This window comes from Loktanella sp. M215 (assembly GCF_021735925.1).
Taxonomy (GTDB): Bacteria; Pseudomonadota; Alphaproteobacteria; order Rhodobacterales; family Rhodobacteraceae; genus Loktanella.
This window is the reverse complement of sequence record NZ_WMEA01000001.1, coordinates 3504772-3525256: the sequence shown is the minus strand read 5'-3', so window position 1 is coordinate 3525256 and position 20485 is coordinate 3504772. Positions and strand designations below refer to the sequence as shown.

Genomic DNA, 20485 nt, shown 5'->3' with positions numbered 1-20485 from the left:
CCAACCCCAAGACGCGGACGAAAAGACAAGGACAGGCCCCATGCGTTGCCCCTTTTGCGGAAATGTCGATACTCAGGTCAAGGACTCCCGCCCGGCAGAGGATCACGTCGCGATCCGCAGGCGCCGCTTCTGCCCGGCCTGCGGCGGCCGCTTCACCACCTATGAACGCGTGCAATTGCGCGACCTCGTCGTGATCAAATCGAACGGCCGGCGCGAGGATTTCGACCGCGACAAGCTGGAACGCTCGATCCGCATCGCGCTCCAGAAACGCCCTGTCGAACCCGAACGCATGGACCAGATGATTTCCGGCATCGTGCGCCGGTTGGAGAGTATGGGAGAGACCGACATCCCCTCCGGCACCATCGGAGAGATCGTGATGGAAAGCCTCGCGCGGATTGACACGGTGGCCTATGTGCGTTTTGCATCGGTCTACAAGAACTTTCAGGCTGCCGATGATTTCGAGAAATTCATGAACGATCTGCGCCCGAACACCAAATCGGACCAATGACCGCCGCCGACACGCGGTTCATGACGCTGGCGCTGGCCTTGGGCCGGCGCGGCATGGGACAGGTCTGGCCGAACCCCGCCGTGGGCTGCGTCATCGTGCAGGGCGCCGTCATCGTCGGCCGCGGCACCACCCAGCGCTACGGCAGGCCCCATGCGGAACGTGTGGCCCTCGATCAGGCGGGCGATGCGGCCCGCGGCGCCACGGTCTATGTCACGCTTGAACCCTGCGCCCACACGGGCAAGACCCCGCCGTGCGCAGACGCGCTGATCGCCGCCGGCGTGGCCCGCGTCGTCGTGGCCACCGGCGACCCCGATCCGCGCACGGCGGGGCAGGGCATCGCCCGCCTGCAGGCGGCGGGCATCACGGTCGAGGTGGGCCTGCTGCGCCGCGCGGCAGAGCAGGATCACGCGGGCTTCCTCAAGCGGATCAATCACCAGCGCCCCTTCGTGACCCTGAAACTCGCCAGCAGCCTCGACGGGCGCATCGCCACCGCCAGCGGCGAAAGCCGCTGGATCACCGGCCCGCTGGCCCGCCGCGCCGTCCACGCCCTGCGCGCCCGCCATGACGCGGTGCTGGTCGGGGCCGGCACCGCCCGTGCCGACGACCCCATGCTCGACGTCCGCGATCTGGGCGAGGTGCGCCAACCCGTCCGCGTCGTGCTGTCGCGCGACCTGCACCTGCCGATCAACGGACGCCTCGCCCAGACCGCGCGGCAACAGCCCGTCTGGCTGTGCCACGGCCCGGACGCCAATACCCGCGACTGGCAACAGGCCGGGGTCGAGACACTTGAATGCGCCCTCTCGCACAATCAGGTCGACCCGCTCTCTGCCCTGCGCGCGCTGGCCGCCCGCGGCATCACCCGCGTGCTTTGCGAAGGCGGCGGCAGTTTGGCCGCCTCCCTGCTGCAGGCCCGTCTGGTCGATGAACTGGTCGTCATCAGCGCCGGCGTCGCCCTCGGCGCCGACGGCCTGCCTTCGCTCGCGGGCCTCGGCGTGCGCGATCTGGCGCAGGCCCCGCGCTTCCGCCTCGACCGCCTCTCACCCGTCGGCGGCGACATCCTGCAGGTCTGGCACCCGGTCTAGCGTCGCCACAGCCACGCCTGCGAGGCAAAAAGTCCCTGCGCCTTGGCCAGCAGCCGGTTGCCCCGCGACGGGGCCGGCACCGTGCCGTCGCGCAGACGCTCCACCACCACCTCGACCGGGCAGGGCAGGCCCGTCAGGGGATCGTGATAGCGCGGATAATCGATCAGCACCGCATGGACGAGGGCCGCGAGGTCGGGGTTGGCGGCCCGGCGCGGCACCGGCATCGCGCGATCCTCGGTCAGACCCCAGCCCGCATAGAACGGCATCCCCAGACAGGTCACGCGCTTGCCGCGCAGCAGCGCCTCGAACCCCAGCGTGCTGGTCATGGTCCAGACCTCGTCCACCAGATCCAGCGCGGTGATCGCGTCCATCCCCGTCAGCACCGCATCGGCAATCGCGGCGGCCTCCGGCACAGCCCCATCGCGTAGACCCGCCTCGACATCCGGATGCGGCTTGTAAAGGATCACCGCCGCCGGGTTCGCCGCCCGCGCCGCGCGCAACAGATCGCCATTGGTCGCGACGTCGCTGGCCCCCAGCCGGATCGAGGCGTCATCGGCCACCTGTCCCGGCACCAGAATCCGCCGCCCCACCGGCAGCCCGCGCAGCGGCTCCGTGGACCCGAGGTTGTATTTCGACAGCCGCCCCCGGCACAGCGCCCCGATCAGCGCCGTCGCCCGCGCGCGCGCGCAGTCGGGCAGGGCGCAAGCGGCCGCGATCATCTCTTCCAGCCGCGACGGCTGGGTCGGGTCGTAGTAGATCCCCAGATCGTCCAGCACCAGCGACAGCGGCGGGATCAGGTCCGCCCCCAACCCGCGAGAGCGCAGGAAGCCGTCCTCGATCCGCACCATTGCGGACCCCGGCGGCGCCTTCGACGCCCAGACCATGTGCCGCCGCCCGTCCGCCGCGGGCGCGGCGCCGTCCTTGGCGAACCGCATCGGCACCTGCGCGCCAAAGACCTGCTGCAACGGCCCGCGTTTCCACAGGCTGATCCGGTGCCCGGTCCATCCCTTATGATCGTCGCGCCACGCCCGCGTCTGCGCCGCCAGCGTCGTCACGGCCTCCTCGATCCCGCACAACCGGTCGCGGTAGGGATCGTACCACACCGGATAGAGCATCATCGCCCCCAGAAACAGCTGCGCCCGCGTCAGCCGCCGCTGGCGCCGGTCCAGCGGCTTGCGGTCATCGCTCAGCCCCCACCCGATGTAGAACGGCTGGCCAAAGACCACCGGCCGGTGCCCCGCGAGGATCGCCTCGAACCCCATCTGGGACGAGACCGTGTAGACCGCGACAGCCCCCGCCAGCAGGGCGTGCGGCGACACCGGGCCGTCGCACAAGCTGATCCGGTCGTCCGCATATTGGTCGGTGAAATAGCCGGGCCGGTGTCCCTCCACCGTCTCGGGGTGGGTCTTGATGACGATCCGCGCGGTGGGGTGATCGGTCTGGGCGTAGAACAGCATCTCGCGGAAGGTATTCGCATCCGCCCCGCTGGCCGTCACCGCCGCATCGCCCCGCGTCTGGTCGATCACCAGCACGTAGCCCGGATCGGGCACCGCCGCGCCCCGATCAAAGGCATTGTATTTCGACAGCCCCAGCCGCGCGATCTCTGCCATGGCGGCCTTCGCGCGGTTCAGGGCGGCCGTATCATCCAGCGGATCGTCGCGCAGGATGCATTCCAGATCGCTGGGCTGGGCAGGATCGTAGTGCATGCCGCGCCTGTCGATCACCAGCCCCAGCGGGGGTTCCCCGTCGCGTCCCGGCAGGACCGACCGCAGAAAGGCATCCTCTACCCGCACCACCGGGCTGGCCCGCCTGCGCGCCACCGCCTCGCCCCGCGGTGCGGTGGGGGAATGGCCCCAGACGCCCACCGTGTCGCCGTCCCCCGGCAGGCCCAGCCGGATGTCCCAGCCCGCCAGCGTCAGGATGCGCCGCACACGGCCCTGCGTGAGGAACCCGCCGTTGTAAACGAAAAGCTGCCGCAGGGTCTCCCCCGCGGCGGCGTCTGGCGCGTAAGGGCGCATGCCGGTTACAGACCGGTCGTGTTCTTGACGCTGTTGACCGTGTTCAGCGACCCGGTGGCAGCGGCAATGGTCTTGCTGAACTGGGCAAAGGGCGCCTCGGTCACATAGACGGTATCGCCGTCGCGGATGGCAAAGTCGCGGGCCATGAACATGCCGTTCGGGCGCGTCAGGTCCAGCACGTAGACCACCCGCTGCGTGCCCGTCAGATCCTGACCGACCAGCTGCTCTGCAATCTCCTCGGGTTCGTTGCGGAACACGAAGACGCCGGTGGGGTCGGCCGTGACCGACGACAGACCGCCGACCTGCGCCAGCGCCTCGATCGCGGAAATCGTGGGCGTCTCGAACTTGACCCGGTTCTGCGTGCCGGTGGCGCCAAGGGCGGTAAAGGTCCGGCTGTCGGCCTTGACCACGATGGCATCGCCGTCGCGCAGGGCGATATCGTTGCGCGCGTTGTTGTACAGATCGTCATAGAAGATCTCGGCCCGCTGGTTGCCGCGCACGACGGTCACGCGTGCTATTTCGGGGTTCAGGGCGATCCCGCCCGCCGCCGCCAGCATCGCGATCAGCGACCGGGTGGGGCGTTCGATCGGATAGACGCCCTGTGCATTCACCGCGCCAGAGACAGAGACCGTCGATCCGTTGCCTGCCAGACGGCGCACCTGCACCTGCGGGTCCGGGGTCTGGTCTGACAGCTTTTCGGTGATGATCCGGCGGATCGCCTCTGGCGTATTGCCCGCGGCCAGCACGCGACCGGCGTAGGGCACGAAGATATAGCCCTGACCGTCGACCTGCACCTCGTTCAGGATCGTGGCGTTCTGGCCCGTCGGCACCAGCAAGCCGTCGTCGACGTTTTCGAAGATCGTCAGGCCCAGCGTGTCGCCGGCGTTGATCGTATCGGGGCCGACCTGGCCCGCATTCAGGAACCCCGCGCTGAACCCCAGTGCGGGGGCCACGGCGGCGATCGCATTCACACGGTCGTCCACGGTCAGGATGTAGGCGTCGCCTTCCCGCAGGACAGAGCCTGAGAAGATCTCGGATTTGTTCGGTCCCACACGGGGCAGGGCGCAAGCGGCCAGAATACCCAGCGTGACAACGAGGGCGGCGCCCCGTGAAAGGCGCAATGTCAGGAATAGCACTGCTCGGTCTCCTCGACCTGTTATTGTTCTGCCTCGGTCGTCTTTTCTTTTTACGCTACGGGAAAGACGCGCGGAAAGATAGTTTGGCAGGCCATGACGCCCGGTGTGTCACAGGACACTGTTGCTTTCGTGCCGCTTTGCCAGAGATTTTGGCCGATGCAAACCGGCAAAACCTGCGTGCCGTCCGGTGCGGACTGACGCGCCGGCATGCTGCGATCAGGTCACGATCCGTAACGGCTGGCGGGGCGGCGTCTTGCCCAGCGCAAGGCTGTCGTAGGGGTCCGCCTCTGCCAGCATCATGTCCACGACCTGCCGCATCAGTTGCCTGCGCCCCTGCGACGAATAGAACCCGCCCGGTACCTGCGATGTTTCCAGCAGGAAACGGCGGTAATCCTTGTAGGCGCGCCCGTCCGGCCGGTCGGAGGAGGTGAAGAAGTCAGGCAGCGCCTGCGCCGACACGAACTCCGGTTTGTTATAGACCGCATCGCCGAAGACCTTCAGCGGGATGCCGCGCCACAGCACCTGATGCGCGGCGGTGGAATTGACGGTGACGGCGGTGCGCGCGTGATCCAGAAGCCGCGCCAGCTTGCCGCCGCGCACGTAATGCACCCGGCCGCTGACACCGGCCTTGGCCGCCAGCCGCTTGATGATCTGTTTCGTCGGGCTGCGGTCGTTGTCCAAGGGGTGCGCCTTGAACACCAGATGATGGTGCCGCGGCGTGGCGCTGGCAAAGCCGTCCATCACGACGGTCAGAAACTCCTCCATCCGGGTGAAGGGCGAATGTTTCTGGAAACTGGCGTCGTGTTCCAGTTGCAGCAGGACGAGGTGATAGGGAAAGCCGCCGTGGCGGATGCGCAGCGTGGCGATCCGCCGGTCCAGCGCGATCCAGGGCATCAGCAGCAGCCGTTTGGTGTAAAGCCAGGTCTCGACCGCGACGGGCAACTCGCGGTGCCGCTGGAAATTGCGGTACTGGCCGTTCCGGAACATCACGAACCAGTGGTAAAGTGCGCCGTAAAAGACGTGGTGCCGCATGTCGCCCCAGTGGGCGGGCGGCGTCGGCATTTCCAGATCCGACATCGCCAGGGCCGCGCGCATGTCCGCCACACTCATGTCCATCAGCCGCGAATGTCCGTTGGTGCCGCCCCGTTCGTAGGTGACCCAGTAGGGCCGCATGTAGCCTTCCTCGAAGACATGAATGCGCAGCCCCAGCGCGCGCGCGGCTGCAACCGCCTGCGCGTGGATCGGACGGGTGTCGCCGTAAAGCACGATATCGGTGATCGCGTGTTCCGCCACGATGGCGCGGAACGTGTCGGGCCAGGCGTCCTGCGGCGCGGTAAATGGGATATAGCCCGGCGCGCCGAACCAGAACGCCCGGTCGCCCGCGTTGAAGCCCACGCGCCAGACCTCGGCGCCCGCAGCCCGCAGCATCCGCGCCAGACGGTGCAGGAACGGCCCATGAGGGCCCTGCAGGAACAGAAAGCGGCGGGGGGCGGGATCGGTCACGGGGTCAATCTTTATCTCGGTCTGTATCGCGGTGTGGCGTCATCACGGCTCGGACGTCACGTTAACCATTTGTCGGGGCGAAATTAAGGCGTCTTCGGTGGCGGCGCGCAACCGGCCCCGCTTGTCTGCGGCGGTATGAGGGTTTACCTCGAAACAAACCATGAAGGAGCGTCTATGTTTACCGGAATCGTCACCGACGTTGGGCATGTGCTGCAAGTGGACCAGCGCGGCGACCTGCGCGCCCGCATCGCCACGGCCTATGACCCGGACGGCATCGACATCGGGGCCAGCATCGCGTGCGAAGGTGTCTGCCTGACAGTCGTCGCCCTTGGCCGCGATCCGCAGCCATGGTTCGACGTCGACATCAGCGCCGAGACGGTGAACGCCACCAGCCTTGGCCGGCACCGCTGGACGCCGGGCAAGCGGCTGAACCTCGAACGCGCGCTGAAGGTCGGGGACGAACTGGGCGGGCACATCGTCTCGGGTCACGTCGACGGCGTGGCAGAGGTCATCGCCATGCACGACGAAGGCGACAGCACCCGCTTCACCTTTCGCGCGCCAGAGGCTTTCGCCAAGTTCATCGCCCCCAAGGGGTCCGTCGCCCTCAACGGGACCTCGCTCACGGTGAACGCCGTGGACGGTCGCGACTTTGGCGTGAACATCATCCCGCATACCAAGGCGGTCACGACCTGGAACGAGACCCGCGTCGGCGACGCGATCAACCTCGAGGTCGACACCATGGCCCGCTACGTCGCCCGCCTGCGGGAGTATGACTGATGCCCGGGATCGGCCATAATTCCGGCCAAGTGGATGAGCCGGGCCACGCCTTCCGCACCTTCGCCTGGGCCAAGGCGCGCCGCGACCTGATGCCGACCCTGCCGATCGAGGTGGTGCGCCTGCGGGTGAAACGCGCGCAGGCGCTCGGGCTGCCCTACAAGACCTATGCGGGCATCCGCGCCAGCACCGGCCACGACCTGATCGGTTTCCTGTTTTCGTCCAACGCGTTGCGGGTACTGCGTGACGGCGACGACATTCCGGAAGACCGCGCGCTGCGGCTGGCCGCGGTGCAGGCGGACCGCGTGGGCGTGGCGCAACCGCGCGTCACACCCGCGATCCTGACCCGTCTGGCCGCGATCGACGCGGCCTTTGCCGCACCGCCCGTCACCCTGTCGTGGGCCGCCACCCGCGATCACCTGAAGGCCGCGATCCGCGCCCGTGGCGCCGCCGCCGACCGCTATGTGATCGTGGGCGAAACGGCGCTGGAATGCGACTGGGTCGCCGCCGCCGGGGCGGCCGGCTGGGTGCCTGGCGCGCGGTATTTCGACGCGGGCGCCTGAGCCGGGGCGGCGATCTTTTCAATCGCTCCCGTCTGGGCTATCTGCCGGGGCAACACGAACAAGGAATCCGCGATGACCTCTTCATTCGAAACCCCCGGTCCGGTCGAGATCGACTGGTCCGACGCGATCGCCCCGATCGAGGACATCATCGAGGATGCGCGCAACGGCCGCATGTTCATCCTTGTCGACCACGAAGACCGCGAGAACGAAGGCGACCTCGTGATCCCCGCCCAGATGGCGACGCCGGACGCGATCAACTTCATGGCGACCCACGGCCGCGGGTTGATATGCCTGACCCTGCCGGGCGCCCGCATCGACGCACTGGGCCTGCAGTTGATGAGCACCAACAACGCCTCTCGCCACGAGACGGCGTTCACGATTTCCATCGAGGCGCGTGAGGGTGTGACCACCGGCATCAGCGCCCACGACCGCGCCCGCACCGTGTCCGTCGCCATCGACGCCACCAAGGGGGCGGCCGACATCGCGACCCCCGGTCATGTCTTTCCGCTCCGCGCCAAGGACGGCGGCGTGCTGGTCCGCGCGGGCCATACCGAGGCCGCGACCGACATCAGCCGTCTGGCCGGGCTGAACCCGTCCGGCGTGATCTGCGAGATCATGAAGGACGACGGCCAAATGGCCCGCCTGCCGGACCTGGTCGCCTTTGCGCAGCTGCACAACCTCAAGATCGGGACGATTAGCGACCTGATCGCCTACCGCCGCCGCCACGACAACCTCGTGCGCGAACAGTCCAGCCAGACCATCACCAGCGAATTCGGCGGCGACTGGGACATGCGGATCTTCTCGGACGAAACACAAGGGGCCGAGCATATCGCGCTGATCAAGGGCGACGTGACGACAGAGACGCCGGTGCTGGTGCGGATGCACGCGCTGGACCCGATGCTGGACGTCGTGGGCGCAGGCCCGCGCGGGCGGCGTAACGAATTCAGCGACGCGATGGAGCTGATTGCGACGGAAGGGCGCGGCGTGCTGGTGCTGCTGCGCGATCTGCACATGAAGATGGTGCCCGACGACGAGGTCTCACCCCAGACCCTGCGGCAATACGGGCTGGGCGCGCAGATCCTGTCGAGCCTCGGCCTGCACAAGATCGAACTGCTGACAAATTCGCCGAAGCCCAAGGTCGTGGGGCTGGATGCCTACGGTCTGGAAATCACCGGCACCCGCAAGATCTCGGAGATCGGATGATGGCCGGACCCACACATTACAGCCTGCCGCTGCCCAGCTTCGATGCACCCGTGAAACTGCTGGCCGTCGCCTCGCCCTATTACAAGGACATCTTCGACCAGCAGATCGCGGGGGCACGCGCCATCTGTGATCAGGCGGGTGTCGAGTTGGAGATTGCCGAGGTGCCCGGCGCGCTGGAAATCCCGACCGCCATCGGCATTGCCGCGCGGATGAGCAACTTCGACGGCTACGTGGCCCTGGGCTGCGTCATCCGGGGCGAGACGACGCATTACGACACCGTCTGCAACGATTCCTCGCGCGGGCTGACGCTGCTTGGGTTGCAGGGGCTGTGCATCGGCAACGGCATCCTGACAGTTGAAAACTACGAACAGGCCGCCGTGCGCGCGCAGGCGGACGGGCAGAACAAGGGCGGCGGCGCTGCAGCCGCAGCCCTGCACCTGATCGCGCTGTCGCGCACCTGGGGTCGGTCGGGCAAGCCCGTGGGTTTCACCAGCCAAACGCTGGCCAAGGGCGGTGACACCGTATGACCGTATCGAACAACCAGCGCCGCAAGATGCGTGCCGCGGCCCGGCTCTATGCCGTGCAGGCCCTGTTTCAGATGGAGGCCATCGGCCAGACCGTCGACGCCGTCATGCAGGAGTTCGAGGATCACCGCTTTGGCGAGATCTTTGACGACATCGAGATGCAGGAAGGCGATGTGGACACGTTCCGCGGTCTGATGGAGCGCGCCGTGGACGAACAGGCCCGGATCGACCAGATGACCGACCGAGCATTGGTGGCGAAATGGCCGCTGGGCCGGATCGACCCTACGCTGCGGGCCCTGTTCCGGGCTGCCGGGGCCGAGCTGATCATGGGCGACACGCCGCCCCGCGTGGTGATCACAGAGTTCGTCGACGTGGCGGGGGCGTTCTTTCCCGACGGGAAAGAGCCGCGTTTCGTGAACGCAGTGCTGGATCATATGGCGCATGAGGCTTTGCCCGGCGGATTTTGATTGGGGGTGGGGCGGGCCCCGCCCGCCCACCCCTTTTCGGGGCGCTGCCCCGGACCCCGAAGTATTTGAGCCCAGAAGAAGGTGGAAACACACGGCTGAACGTGCTGATGCTGATCGCGTAGTCATCAGGAGGTCATCATGACCCATACGCCCGATCCCCTTCCCGCCGGTATCATGGACGCGGTGCGCGCGCATCGCGGGCGGTTTCGTACCATCGGCATCGTGATGATCGTCGTCGGCGTTCTGGCGATCCTGTTTCCGCTGATCTTTTCCGTCGTGGCCAAGGTGACGCTGGGGTGGGTGTTCCTGCTGACCGGCGCGGTCCTGTTGTGGCATGCGGTGCAGTCGCGGGGTTGGCGGTCGGGCCTGCTGGCAGGATTCATTGCGGTGCTGCAACTGGCACTTGGCGTCTACCTTGCATTCTTTGCCCTGACCGGGCTGGTCGGGCTGACGCTGCTACTGGGCGTCGTGTTCCTGATGCAGGGTGTGGCGGAAGGCGTGATCGCGGTGCAGCACCGGCCCGAACGCGGCTGGGGCTGGCTGGCGGTCAATGGCGTGGTGACGCTGGGCCTCGGTCTGCTGCTGGTCGCAGGGCTGCCGGGCACTGCGCTTTGGGCCATTGGCGTGATGCTGGGGGTGAACTTCATCTCGACCGGCGTGGCCTTTGTCGCCCTCGCCCGCAGTGCGGGCTGAGGTGGCGGGAACCGCTGCAAACGTGCGAGGGCTTATTCCCGAGGACCTGTATGTACAGGTGGGCACCGGTTAATCGAACCAGAGTCCGGACAGAGCCAGCGCCCTCGGATTTGCTTAAGGCCACTGGAATGTAGCCCCCATACGCACGGGAAGAGCAGAAACCCGCCACCGCTCAAGTTAGGCGCAAGGACGCGTTTCGACAAGGGGTGTCGCCCGGAAATCGCGCGGTGGGCTTGACCCGTGTTTCCGGTTTGTTCATATCTGGGACATGCCTGACGATTTCAATCCTGTCGCCCTGATGCCCGGCCAGTTGCTGGCCCGCGGTGTCGCGCGGCATTTGCGCAGCCATGACTTCGTGACGGTCGTGGAACTGGTGCCTGCGCCCGGCCTGCGTGTCGACGTGATGGCGCTGGGGCCGAAGGGCGAGGTCTGGATCGTGGAGTGCAAGTCCAGTCGCGCGGATTACCAGTCGGACGCGAAGTGGCAGGGCTATCTGGCGTGGTGCGATCGGTTCTTCTGGGCGGTGGGGCCGGACTTTCCGACCGAACTGCTGCCGGAGGGGTCGGGGCTGATGATCGCCGACAGCTACGACGCTGAAATCCTGGCGATGGGGCCGGAAACGAAGCTTGCGCCGGCGCGGCGAAAGGTCATGATCCAGAAATTCGCCCGCCATGCGGCGGTGCGCGCGCAGGCCGCACGGGACCCGGGGTTCGTGCTGCCGTTCGGAGGGTGAGATGCTGACAGTTGGACTACGTGCCGAGGCGCGGATGATCGTGACCGCGCCGATGCTGGTGCCGGGGGCAAAGGGCGTCTTTGGCGACTTCTCGGCGATGCCACCCGTGCTGGCGACGATGTATCTGGTGGGGTTTCTGGAAGAGACGGCGATCAAGTGCATCCTGCCGCATCAGGCGCCGGGGCAACATTCGCTGGGGACCGACATCAACGTGACCCACGTGGCGCCGACGCCAGAAGGCATGGAGATCCGGGCCGAGGCGGAACTGATCGAGGTGGCGGGGCGCAGTCTGCGGTTCCGCGTCACCGCCTGGGATGCCCAGGGGCTGATCGGCGAGGGGACGCACCGGCGCGCCACCATCGACGTGGCGCGCTTCAATGAAAAGGTCGCGGCGAAGGCCGCGACCGCCTGACACTCAGCGCGGTTTGACGGCGCGGGCGGCGGCGGCGGCGGCGCGGATTTCCTCGGCGATTTCCTCGGCTTCCTCGGGATCGAAATCCATCGGGATCTCCATCGTGCCGGAGGTGATGAACAGGCGCACCATGCCCAGTTCCGTGGGGCCGATCTGCATGTTCGCTTCGAGGTCGCGTTCGTCGTTGATACCCATCGGGGACTCCTGTTTTTTTAGCTTTTACGCGGGGCGTTCAGGTCTTGCAATCAGGGATGGGGTTCGCTAAATCCGCCCCAGTGCCGCGTTAGCTCAGTTGGTTAGAGCGCTTGATTGTGGATCAAGAGGTCCCTGGTTCGAGACCAGGACGTGGTACCATACCTTTCCCGTGAATACTGTGTGCGACCTGCGGTCTGAAATTACATTTCAGAAACCGAATGTTTCGCATGCGAGACGTATTATGTAAAATTTATCAGGTTGTTAACGAAAGTGGATGACATCTGAACCTGCCGTGCGATGCGATGGCGGTCGGCCTGCGGTGCAGGCCGATGCCTTTGGCAAAAGTATTTTTGACCAGAAGAAGGCAGTGGCGCCGCGCCATGCAAAACGGGGGCCAGCAGGATGTGCGGGCCCCCGTTGCGGGTCTTGTGGGTGGCGGCAGGGGTCAGTCGCTGACCATCTGCGGCTTCTTGATGCGGCCGCGCAGCAGGATGGGTGCGAAGAAGCCGACGATGGCGCAGATCCACAGCACGATCGCGATGGGGGTCGAGAACAGGAACATCGCGTCGCCGTCGGACAGGACCATGGCGCGGCGCAGGTTGTCCTCCATCGCGTTGCCCAGCAGGATGCCCATGATGATCGGCACCGTGGGGATGTCGAGCTTGCGCAGCACGTAGCCCAGCGCGCCGAAGCCCACCATCATCAGCAGATCGAAGTAGCTGCCCGTCAGCGAGTAGATGCCCACGAAGGAGATCATCGTGACGGCGGGCATCAGGATGCCCGGCGGGACCATCAGGATCTTCACGAAGATCTTGACCATGGGCACGTTCATGATGAGCAGCACGACGTTGGCGATCAGCAGGGAGGCGATGAGGCCCCAGACGACCTCTGGCCGGTCGGCAAAGAGCTGCGGGCCGGGGGTGATGTTGAGCGTCATCAGCACGGCGAGCAGGACGGCGGTGGTGCCCGACCCGGGCACGCCCAGCGTCAGCATCGGGATCAGTGCGCCACCGGCGGCGGCGTTGTTGCCCGCCTCTGGTCCTGCGACGCCCTTGGGGACGCCCGTGCCGAAGCCGCCCTTTTCACCGGCGATGGCCTTTTCGGACATGTAGGCCATGAACGACCCCAGCGAGGCACCCGCACCGGGCAGGATGCCCGCGATGAAACCCACACCGGAGGAGCGGATCATGCACCACATGCTGTCCTTGAGGTCGCGCCATGGCACGGCGGTCTTTTTCAGCACGACGCCGATGGCGGATGATTTGCCGTGGGATTCGATGAAGGAGAAGACCTCGGTGATGGCGAAGAGGCCGACGATGGCGACGAGGAAATCGACCCCGTCCATCAGGTGCATGTTGTTGCCGGTAAAGCGCGGCATGCCGGAGGTATTGTCCAGACCGATCATCGCGATGCCCAGACCGATGCAGGAGGCGAGGGCCGCCTTGGCCTGATTGTTCGACGCGATGCCGCCCAGCGTCGAGAAGGCCAGCAGGTAGAGCGCGAAGTATTCGGCGGGACCGAAGAGGTAGGCCACGCGCGCCAAGAGCGGTGCCACCAGCATCAGGCCGATGGTGGCCAGCAGCGAGCCCACGAAGGAGGCGACGCCGGAGATCACCAGCGCGTCGCTGGCGCGGCCCTGCTTGGCCATCGGGTAGCCGTCGAGGGTGGTCATCAGGGCAGGCTCGTCACCCGGAATGTTCAGCAGGATCGAGCTGATCCGGCCGCCGTACATCGCGCCGTAGTAGACGGATGTCAGCAGCACGAGGGCGGCGGTGGCATCAAGCCCCATGGTGAAGGTGATCGGGATCAGGATCGCCACGCCGTTCGACGGGCCGAGGCCCGGCAGCGCACCGATGATCGTGCCGAGGAAACACCCGCAGACCGCGAGGAACAGGGTGAAGGGGGTCAGCGCCACGGAGAACCCGAGCGCGAGGTTGTGAAGCAGTTCCATGTCAGAACCAGCCTTTCGGGACGCCGGCGAGGCTGAGGCCCAGCGCGTAGCGGAACATGATGAAAAGACCGATCGACAACCCGAGGCCGGTGAGGACGGCTTTTGCAGGCTTGGGGTCGATCTGGTAGCTGAGGATCGCGGACACGATCGCCGTGGGGATCAGAAAGCCCAGCGGTTTCAGCGCGTAGGCATAAGCGATCAGCACGATCAGCGAGATCAGGATCGCACCGATGCGCGACAGGACCGGCCATTCCGGCTCTGCATCCGGGCGGAAGACCATGACGAGGCCGCAGAGCGCCGCGATGCCGCCGATCAGGATGGGAAAGGTTTTCGACCCCACGGGGTCGGTCAGGAAACTGGTTTGGATCTGGAGGGCGCTGGCGATGAACGCCAGCGCCACAAGGACCGCCACCAGACCGAAGATGCGGTCGGAGGGGCGGGTCATCTTACTGGATCACGCCGATTTCGCGGCTGAGTTCCTGCGTCTGGGCGACGTCCTGATCGACCCAGGCCTGGAAGTCGTCACCGACCAGCGTGAAGGGGGCCAGACCGTTATCGGCCATGGCTTTCTGCCACTCGTCGCTTTCGGCCACGGCCTGCAGCTTGGTGGCCCATTCCTGGAACCGCTCGTCACTGATACCCGCAGGCACATACATGCCGCGCCAGTTTACGGCGCGCACGTCGATGCCCTGTTCCTTGGCGGTGGGGATATCCTCGAAGCCCGCGATCCGCTCGTCGGACAGCACGGCCAGCACGCGGATGTCGCCGGTGGGGATGAAGCCCACGACTTCGCTCATGTCGCCGGTCATCGACTGCACGAAGCCGCCGATCAGCTGGGTGATCGCGTCGCCGCCGTTGTTGACGGAGATGTATTTCACCTTGGCGATATCCTCGAAGCCTGCGGCCTTGAGGACCTGCAGCGGCTTGAGGTGGTCGAAGCCACCGGCGGCGGAGCCACCGGCAAAGGCGACGGAGCCCGGATCGGCCTTGATCGCGTCGACGAGGTCACCCAGCGTCTGGTAGGGGCTGTCGGCGGCCACGACGATGACGCCCGGATCGGCACCAATGGCGCCCACGAAGCGGACCTGGTCGGCGGTCGCACCGCCGTAGGCGTTCTGCGCCAGACGGGTGACGGTGGCCGAGGAGGCGGCGACCATCAGGTCGGGATCGTCATTACGCTCGTTCACCACGGTCGCATAGGCGAGGCCACCGCCGGCACCGGCGAGGTTTGTGACCTGAACGGGGGTGTCGACCTCTTTGATGTCGTACATGATCTTGCCGACCTGACGGCAGGTGAAGTCCCAGCCGCCGCCGGGATCGGACGGTGCGATGCATTCGACCGCGAAGGCGGATGTGGCCGTGACGGCCAGAATGGCGGCGCTGGAGAGCGCACGCAGAAGTGTCAGCGACATGGTAGTCCTCCCATTATGTCGTCTCATGGGGCGCAGCCTCCCGCCGCGCACCCTTGCGGGGTCTGTTGTTTGGCCCCAAGCTGACGCGAACCTGTCACGGGCCCATGAAAAGAGATTCTTTTGCGCTTTCTGCTGGTCGAGGATACGCCCGATCTGGGTCAGGCGGTGCTGGACCGGCTGACGCTGGACGGGCACGGCGTGGACTGGGCGCGCACGCTGGGGGCGGCGCGGGATCATCTGGCAGTGTCCACCTATGACCTGATCCTGCTGGACATCATGCTGCCGGACGGCGACGGGCGGGACTTTCTGGCCGAACACAGGCGGGCGCGGGCGGATACGCCGGTCATCGTGATGACCGCGCGGGCGGCGGTCAGCGACCGGGTGGCGCTGCTGGATACCGGGGCGGATGATTATGTCACCAAGCCCTTCGACTTTGCAGAGCTGGAGGCGCGGGTGCGGGCGGTGTTGCGCCGGCGAGGCGGCGCGGCGCAGACGCTGGTGACATTCGCGGACCTGACGTTCGACCCGTTGGGGGCTGTGGTCATGGTGGACGGTGACGCGCGGGATCTGCGCAATCGCGAGCTGCGGTTGCTGGAGATTTTGATCGCGGCGCCGGAGCGCATCTTTTCAAAGGGGCATCTGCACGACCGGCTGCTGTCGGCGTCAGAAGCGGTCAGCGACAATGCGATCGAGGTCTATGTCGGGCGGTTGCGCAAGAAGCTGGCGGGCAGCCGGGCGCGGATCGAGACGGTGCGCGGCGTGGGCTACCGCCTGACAGCCCTATGACCGCGCCGCGCCGGGCCGCGTCGATCCGCAGGCGGCTGTTGATCCAAGGTGTGGGAATCGCGGCACTGCTGGCGCTGGTGCTGTATCTGGCGGTGCGGGGTGTTGCGGGGTCGGCGATCCAGACGGTGCAGGATTCGGTGCTGGGGACCGCGACGGTCATCATCGCAGAGGAGTTGCGCGGCGGCACCGGGGCGGTCAGCGTCGACATCCCCTATGCCGCGTTTTCGATGCTGGGGGCGGTGGGCGAGGATCGCGTGTTCTACCGTATCGTCGTGGGCGGCGAGACGGTGACGGGCTATCCGGACCTGCCGCTGCCGGACGAGGCGCCGGGTCTGACGCCTGCGTTCTATGACGCGACCTATGACGATACGATCCTGCGGATCGGGGCGGTGGGGCGGTCGGTGCTGGTGGACGGGCAGCGGGTCGGCGTGACCGTGCTGCTGGGGCAGACGCGGACGGCGCAGGCGGCGATCACGGCGCAGATGGCGAACCGGGCGGCGGCGCTGGGGCTGGGGGTCTTTGCACTTGCGGCGGTGCTGGCGCTGGTGTCGGCCCGGGCGGCGCTGAAGCCGGTGAACCTGCTGGCCGGGGCCGTGGAGCGGCGGGGGCCGCAGGACCTGCGGCCGGTCACGCGTGCGGTGCCGCGTGAACTGGTGCCTTTGGTGGCGGCGCTGAACGGGCTGATCGCGCGGCTGGGCACCGCGCTGGACCGGACCGAAACCTTCATCACCGAGGCAGCACACCACGTCCGCACGCCGCTGGCGACGGTGCGGATGCAGACCGAGATCGCCTTGCGGCAGGCAGATGACGACGCGACCCGCGCCAGCCTGCGGCAGGTGATCCGGGCGGTGGATTCGGCCGCACGCTCTGCCGGGCAGATGCTGGATCATGCCAGCGTCATCCACCGCAGCGACCGGGGTGCGCCGGCACCGCTGGACGTCTGCGCCGTGCTGCGCGATCTGGCGCATCAGGTGCGGCCGGTGGCGGATATGCGCGACATGGATGTGGTGCTGGATTTGCCGGACGCACCCGTGACCTTGGCGGTGGACCGGCTGCTGCTGGAAAGTGCCTTGCGCAACCTGCTCGACAATGCGCTGAAATACGGCCACGCGGAGACGGAGATTACCGTGACGCTGACGCAAGAGGACGGCACCGCGCTGATCGCCGTCTGTGACCGGGGGCGCGGTCTGGGGGACGGCGGGGCGGGCGCGCTGACGGCGCGCTTTGCGCGGGGGGCGAATGTGGCGGATGTCGTGGGGTCGGGGCTGGGCCTGACCATCGTGCGCGACGCGGCCCGCGCCTGCGGCGGCTCATTCGAGATTGCGGAACGGACGGGAGGCGGCACATGCGCCACGTTGCACTTGCCCTTGGGCTGATCCTTTTGGCCCGCGCGGCCTGCGCCTTTGAGGTGGAGGAAGAGGTGACATTCGGCGTAGGCGCGCGGCAGGTGTCGATCCTGTCGACGACGGATGCGCAGGTGATCGCACCGGTGATCGCGGGCCTGCTGGCGGCCGCGCCGGACCTGACGGTCAGGTATACGGTCGCCAACAGTCAGGCGGTCTTTGCCGCGATCCATGACGAGGGGGCTGCCTTCGATCTGGTGATCTCTTCTGCCATGGACCTGCAGATGAAGCTGGCGAACGATGGCGATGCGCTGGCCTTTGACGGGGGCGGCGCCCTGCCGGTCTGGGCGCGGTGGCGCGACCGGCTGTTCGCCGTGGCGCAAGAGCCGGTGGTGATGATCGCGCGGGCCAGCGATTTCGCGGGGCTGGCCCTGCCGCGCAGCCGCGCCGATCTGGTCGAGATCCTGCGCGACAACCCCGACCGGTTCCGGGGGCGGATCGGCACCTATGATCCCGTAACCTCTGGCGCGGGGTATCTGTTTGCCACGCAGGACGCGCGGCAGTCGGACACCAGCTGGCGGCTGGCCGAGGTGGTGGGGGGGCTGGACCCGAAGCTGTATGACACCAGCGGGGCGATGATTGCCGATGTGCACAGCGGGCGGCTGGCGCTGGCCTATAATGTGCTGGGGTCCTATGCCACGGCTGCGGCGGACCCCGGCGTGGTGGTGATCGAGCCTGAGGATTTCACCCATGTCCTGCTGCGCACGGCGCTGATTCCCGCGACCAGTGCGGCGCCCGATCTGGGGGCGCTGGTGTTGGAGTTTCTGCTGTCGGGGCCGGGGCAGGCACTGCTGGCGCAGGCCGGCTTGCCTGCGATTTCCGATGCGACCATCGCGGATGCGCCGCAGTTGCGCCCGATCCGGCTGGACCCCGGCCTGCTGGTCTATGTCGACCCCTTGATGCGGCAGCGATTCCTGACCGAATGGACGGCGGCTGTCGTGCAGCCGTGACAAGCAGCACAGGGCGCGCTAGGACGCGGCCTTCGAAGGAGAATGCCCATGCCCGTCACCACCGTCACCTTTGCCGTCCAACCCGACCCGCCCGCACGGCTGGACAAGGTGCTGGCCCGCGACGTGCCGGACGATGCGGTCCTGTCGCGGTCCCGGCTGGGCCGGCTGATCGCGGACGGTGCCGTGACGATCGACGGTGCTGTCGTGACCGATCCGCGCGCCCGCGTGACCGAGGGGGCGGCGGTCGTGATCACGGTGGAAGAGGCGCAGGACAGCCACATCGTCGCACAGGACATCGCGCTGGATATCGTGTTCGAGGATGCGGACCTGATCGTGCTGAACAAGCCCGCTGGCATGGTCGTGCATCCGGCCCCCGGCAGCCCCGACGGCACGCTGGTCAACGCGCTGATCCACCATTGCGGCGACGATCTGAGCGGTGTGGGCGGCATGAAACGGCCCGGCATCGTGCACCGGATCGACAAGGAAACCTCTGGCCTGCTGGTGGTGGCGAAGTCCGACGCGGCGCATCAGGGCTTGGCCGCGCAATTCGCCGCGCACACGGTGCAGCGGCGCTACCTCGCGGTCTGTTTCGGGGTGCCGGATGCGAATGACCCGCGTCTGCGCGGGGTGAAGGGCACGAGTTTCGAGCCCGGAAACATCCTGAAGATCCAGACGATGCTGGGTCGCCACCGCACCGACCGGCAAAAGCAGGCGGTGTCGTTCCAGAGCGGGCGGCATGCGGTGACGCGGGTGCGGATCGTGGAGCCTTTGGGCACGCCTGCGGTGGCGGCGCTGGTGGAATGCTGGCTGGAAACCGGGCGCACGCACCAGATCCGCGTGCATCTGGCGCATTGCGGGCACGGGCTGATCGGTGATCCGGTCTATGGCGGGCGGCAGAAGCTGGCAGTGAAGGCCGTGGGCGAGGACGGGGTTGCCGCCGCGCGCGGCTTTGCCCGGCAGGCGCTGCATGCGGCGACGCTGGGATTCGTGCATCCGGTCAGCGGCGAGACATTGGAGTTCGCGGCGCCGCTGCCGGAAGATATGGAGCAGCTATTGCGCGATCTGCGGCATCAAGGCTGAATTTGCCCGATTGATGTGCGGCCTCGCACAGACTTTACTGATGTGTGACGGAACGCAGCGGTTCATACGTTGTTAACCTATCGCAATGAGGATGATTGAAAACCACACCTCGTCGACCCATATGAATGTTAAGCCCGTGAACATCGGGCAGAGGGGAACCTGACATGAGTGACTACAAGAATCTTCCGGCACCGTCGCCTGAACAGGGGCTGAACCGCTACATGCAGGAGATCCGCAAGTTTCCGATGCTGGAGCCGGAAACGGAATACATGCTGGCCAAGCGCTGGACCGAGAATGAGGATACCGACGCGGCCCACCAGCTGGTCACGTCGCACCTGCGTCTGGCCGCCAAGATCGCCATGGGTTATCGCGGTTACGGCCTGCCGCAGGCCGAGGTGATTTCCGAGGCCAACGTGGGTCTGATGCAGGCGGTCAAGAAATTCGACCCCGAGAAGGGGTTCCGTCTGGCGACCTATGCCATGTGGTGGATCCGCGCTGCGATTCAGGAATACGTCCTGCGGTCGTGGTCGATGGTGAAGCTTGGCACGACGTCGGCGCAGAAAAAGCTGTTCTTCAACCTGCGCAAGGCCAAGAACCGGATCGGAGCCTTGGAAGAGGGCGATCTGCGCCCCGAGAACGTGCAGCGGATCGCGACCGATCTGGGTGTGACCGAGGCCGAGGTCGTGTCGATGAACCGGCGTCTGTCCGGTGGCGATGCATCGCTGAACGCGACCGTCGGGTCCGAGGGCGAAGGCACGATGCAATGGCAGGACTGGCTGGAGGACGAGGACGCCGACCAGGCGGGCGACTACGAGGAGCGGGACGAGCTGGAAAACCGCCGCGCCATGCTGGCCGAGGCGATGGACGTGCTGAACGACCGCGAGAAGGACATCCTGATGCAGCGCCGTCTGAACGACGAGACGATCACGCTGGAAGATCTGTCGTCGCAATACGATGTGAGCCGCGAGCGGATCCGCCAGATCGAGGTGCGGGCGTTCGAGAAGCTGCAGAAGCGGATGCGGGAACTGGCGTCCGAGAAGGGGATGCTTGAGAGCGTCTGAGCGTTTCGCTAGGGTTGATCTGCATAGCTCC

The 20485-nt window shown here is 66.7% G+C and carries 22 protein-coding genes and 1 tRNA gene; 16 read left to right on the top strand and 7 right to left on the bottom strand.

What is annotated here, in order from left to right:
* The first annotated feature begins 40 nt into the window (after positions 1–40).
* Positions 41–508, top strand: coding sequence for a transcriptional regulator NrdR (gene nrdR / locus GLR48_RS17325; RefSeq protein ID WP_072857469.1), 468 nt, complete (start codon positions 41–43; stop codon positions 506–508).
* Entirely contained in the window at positions 505–1590 is a 1086-nt protein-coding gene (gene ribD / locus GLR48_RS17320; RefSeq protein WP_237063244.1) for a bifunctional diaminohydroxyphosphoribosylaminopyrimidine deaminase/5-amino-6-(5-phosphoribosylamino)uracil reductase RibD, read from the top strand. The genes nrdR and ribD overlap by 4 nt, the downstream gene beginning before the upstream one ends.
* Here the strand turns inward: ribD and GLR48_RS17315 are convergent.
* The 3 genes from GLR48_RS17315 to GLR48_RS17305 all read right to left on the bottom strand — a co-directional run bounded on the left by GLR48_RS17315 (position 1587) and on the right by GLR48_RS17305 (position 6247).
* On the bottom strand, positions 1587–3608 hold the full coding sequence (locus GLR48_RS17315; protein WP_237063243.1) for a capsular polysaccharide biosynthesis protein: 2022 nt from the start codon (positions 3606–3608) through the stop codon (positions 1587–1589). The genes ribD and GLR48_RS17315 overlap by 4 nt on opposite strands.
* A gap of 5 nt (positions 3609–3613) precedes the next feature.
* Positions 3614–4744, bottom strand: a complete 1131-nt coding sequence (locus GLR48_RS17310) for a polysaccharide biosynthesis/export family protein (RefSeq protein WP_237063242.1) — start codon at positions 4742–4744, stop codon at positions 3614–3616.
* 216 nt (positions 4745–4960) lie between these two features.
* Positions 4961–6247, bottom strand: a complete 1287-nt coding sequence (locus tag GLR48_RS17305) for a capsule biosynthesis protein (protein WP_237063241.1) — start codon at positions 6245–6247, stop codon at positions 4961–4963.
* 174 nt (positions 6248–6421) lie between these two features.
* On the opposite strand from GLR48_RS17305, the gene GLR48_RS17300 reads away from it, so the two are divergent.
* The 8 genes from GLR48_RS17300 to GLR48_RS17265 all read left to right on the top strand — a co-directional run bounded on the left by GLR48_RS17300 (position 6422) and on the right by GLR48_RS17265 (position 11616).
* Entirely contained in the window at positions 6422–7024 is a 603-nt protein-coding gene (locus GLR48_RS17300; RefSeq protein WP_237063239.1) for a riboflavin synthase, read from the top strand.
* Positions 7024–7584 carry a hypothetical protein gene (locus GLR48_RS17295; RefSeq protein ID WP_237063238.1) on the top strand — a complete coding sequence of 187 codons (561 nt, stop codon included), beginning with the start codon at positions 7024–7026 and terminating at the stop codon, positions 7582–7584. The genes GLR48_RS17300 and GLR48_RS17295 overlap by 1 nt, the downstream gene beginning before the upstream one ends.
* 72 nt (positions 7585–7656) lie before the next feature.
* Positions 7657–8787 (top strand): 3,4-dihydroxy-2-butanone-4-phosphate synthase, encoded by a 1131-nt coding sequence (gene ribB, locus GLR48_RS17290; protein ID WP_237063236.1) that lies wholly within the window; start codon positions 7657–7659, stop codon positions 8785–8787.
* Positions 8787–9314, top strand: a complete 528-nt coding sequence (locus GLR48_RS17285) for a 6,7-dimethyl-8-ribityllumazine synthase (protein WP_442915814.1) — start codon at positions 8787–8789, stop codon at positions 9312–9314. Before ribB ends, GLR48_RS17285 begins: the two co-directional genes overlap by 1 nt.
* Complete coding sequence (gene nusB, locus GLR48_RS17280; RefSeq protein ID WP_237063232.1) at positions 9311–9778, top strand: transcription antitermination factor NusB; 468 nt, start codon at positions 9311–9313, stop codon at positions 9776–9778. Before GLR48_RS17285 ends, nusB begins: the two co-directional genes overlap by 4 nt.
* A 138-nt stretch (positions 9779–9916) precedes the next feature.
* On the top strand, positions 9917–10471 hold the full coding sequence (locus GLR48_RS17275) for an HdeD family acid-resistance protein (RefSeq protein WP_237063231.1): 555 nt from the start codon (positions 9917–9919) through the stop codon (positions 10469–10471).
* 268 nt (positions 10472–10739) lie between these two features.
* The gene (locus tag GLR48_RS17270) at positions 10740–11204 is read left to right on the top strand and encodes an MmcB family DNA repair protein (protein WP_237063230.1); all 465 of its coding nucleotides are present in this window, start codon (positions 10740–10742) and stop codon (positions 11202–11204) included.
* Position 11205: 1 nt separating this feature from the next.
* The gene (locus tag GLR48_RS17265; RefSeq protein ID WP_237063229.1) at positions 11206–11616 is read left to right on the top strand and encodes a thioesterase family protein; all 411 of its coding nucleotides are present in this window, start codon (positions 11206–11208) and stop codon (positions 11614–11616) included.
* Positions 11617–11619: 3 nt separating this feature from the next.
* Here GLR48_RS17265 and GLR48_RS17260 read toward each other — a convergent pair whose 3' ends face one another.
* Entirely contained in the window at positions 11620–11811 is a 192-nt protein-coding gene (locus GLR48_RS17260) for a DUF6324 family protein (protein WP_237063228.1), read from the bottom strand.
* 82 nt (positions 11812–11893) lie between these two features.
* Between GLR48_RS17260 and GLR48_RS17255 the strand changes: the two genes are divergently transcribed.
* A tRNA-His gene (locus tag GLR48_RS17255) sits at positions 11894–11970 on the top strand.
* Positions 11971–12256: 286 nt separating this feature from the next.
* Here GLR48_RS17255 and GLR48_RS17250 read toward each other — a convergent pair.
* Genes GLR48_RS17250 through GLR48_RS17240 form a run of 3 tightly spaced genes read right to left on the bottom strand, consistent with a single transcriptional unit; the run spans position 12257 to position 15174 of the window.
* Positions 12257–13762, bottom strand: a complete 1506-nt coding sequence (locus tag GLR48_RS17250) for a tripartite tricarboxylate transporter permease (RefSeq protein ID WP_237063227.1) — start codon at positions 13760–13762, stop codon at positions 12257–12259.
* Position 13763: 1 nt separating this feature from the next.
* A complete protein-coding gene (locus tag GLR48_RS17245; protein WP_237063226.1) occupies positions 13764–14207 on the bottom strand; it encodes a tripartite tricarboxylate transporter TctB family protein in 444 nt (147 codons plus the stop codon).
* A gap of 1 nt (position 14208) precedes the next feature.
* On the bottom strand, positions 14209–15174 hold the full coding sequence (locus GLR48_RS17240; protein ID WP_237063224.1) for a Bug family tripartite tricarboxylate transporter substrate binding protein: 966 nt from the start codon (positions 15172–15174) through the stop codon (positions 14209–14211).
* Positions 15175–15294: 120 nt separating this feature from the next.
* Between GLR48_RS17240 and GLR48_RS17235 the strand changes: the two genes are divergently transcribed.
* From GLR48_RS17235 to rpoH, 5 genes are all read left to right on the top strand, one after another.
* Positions 15295–15960, top strand: coding sequence for a response regulator transcription factor (locus tag GLR48_RS17235; protein ID WP_237063223.1), 666 nt, complete (start codon positions 15295–15297; stop codon positions 15958–15960).
* The gene (locus GLR48_RS17230; RefSeq protein WP_237063222.1) at positions 15957–17336 is read left to right on the top strand and encodes a sensor histidine kinase; all 1380 of its coding nucleotides are present in this window, start codon (positions 15957–15959) and stop codon (positions 17334–17336) included. The genes GLR48_RS17235 and GLR48_RS17230 overlap by 4 nt, the downstream gene beginning before the upstream one ends.
* Positions 17306–18313, top strand: coding sequence for an ABC transporter substrate-binding protein (locus GLR48_RS17225; protein WP_237063221.1), 1008 nt, complete (start codon positions 17306–17308; stop codon positions 18311–18313). The genes GLR48_RS17230 and GLR48_RS17225 overlap by 31 nt, the downstream gene beginning before the upstream one ends.
* A gap of 48 nt (positions 18314–18361) precedes the next feature.
* The gene (locus GLR48_RS17220) at positions 18362–19393 is read left to right on the top strand and encodes an RluA family pseudouridine synthase (RefSeq protein WP_237063220.1); all 1032 of its coding nucleotides are present in this window, start codon (positions 18362–18364) and stop codon (positions 19391–19393) included.
* Positions 19394–19557: 164 nt separating this feature from the next.
* Positions 19558–20454 (top strand): RNA polymerase sigma factor RpoH, encoded by an 897-nt coding sequence (rpoH, locus tag GLR48_RS17215; RefSeq protein WP_237063219.1) that lies wholly within the window; start codon positions 19558–19560, stop codon positions 20452–20454.
* Positions 20455–20485 lie beyond the last annotated feature (31 nt).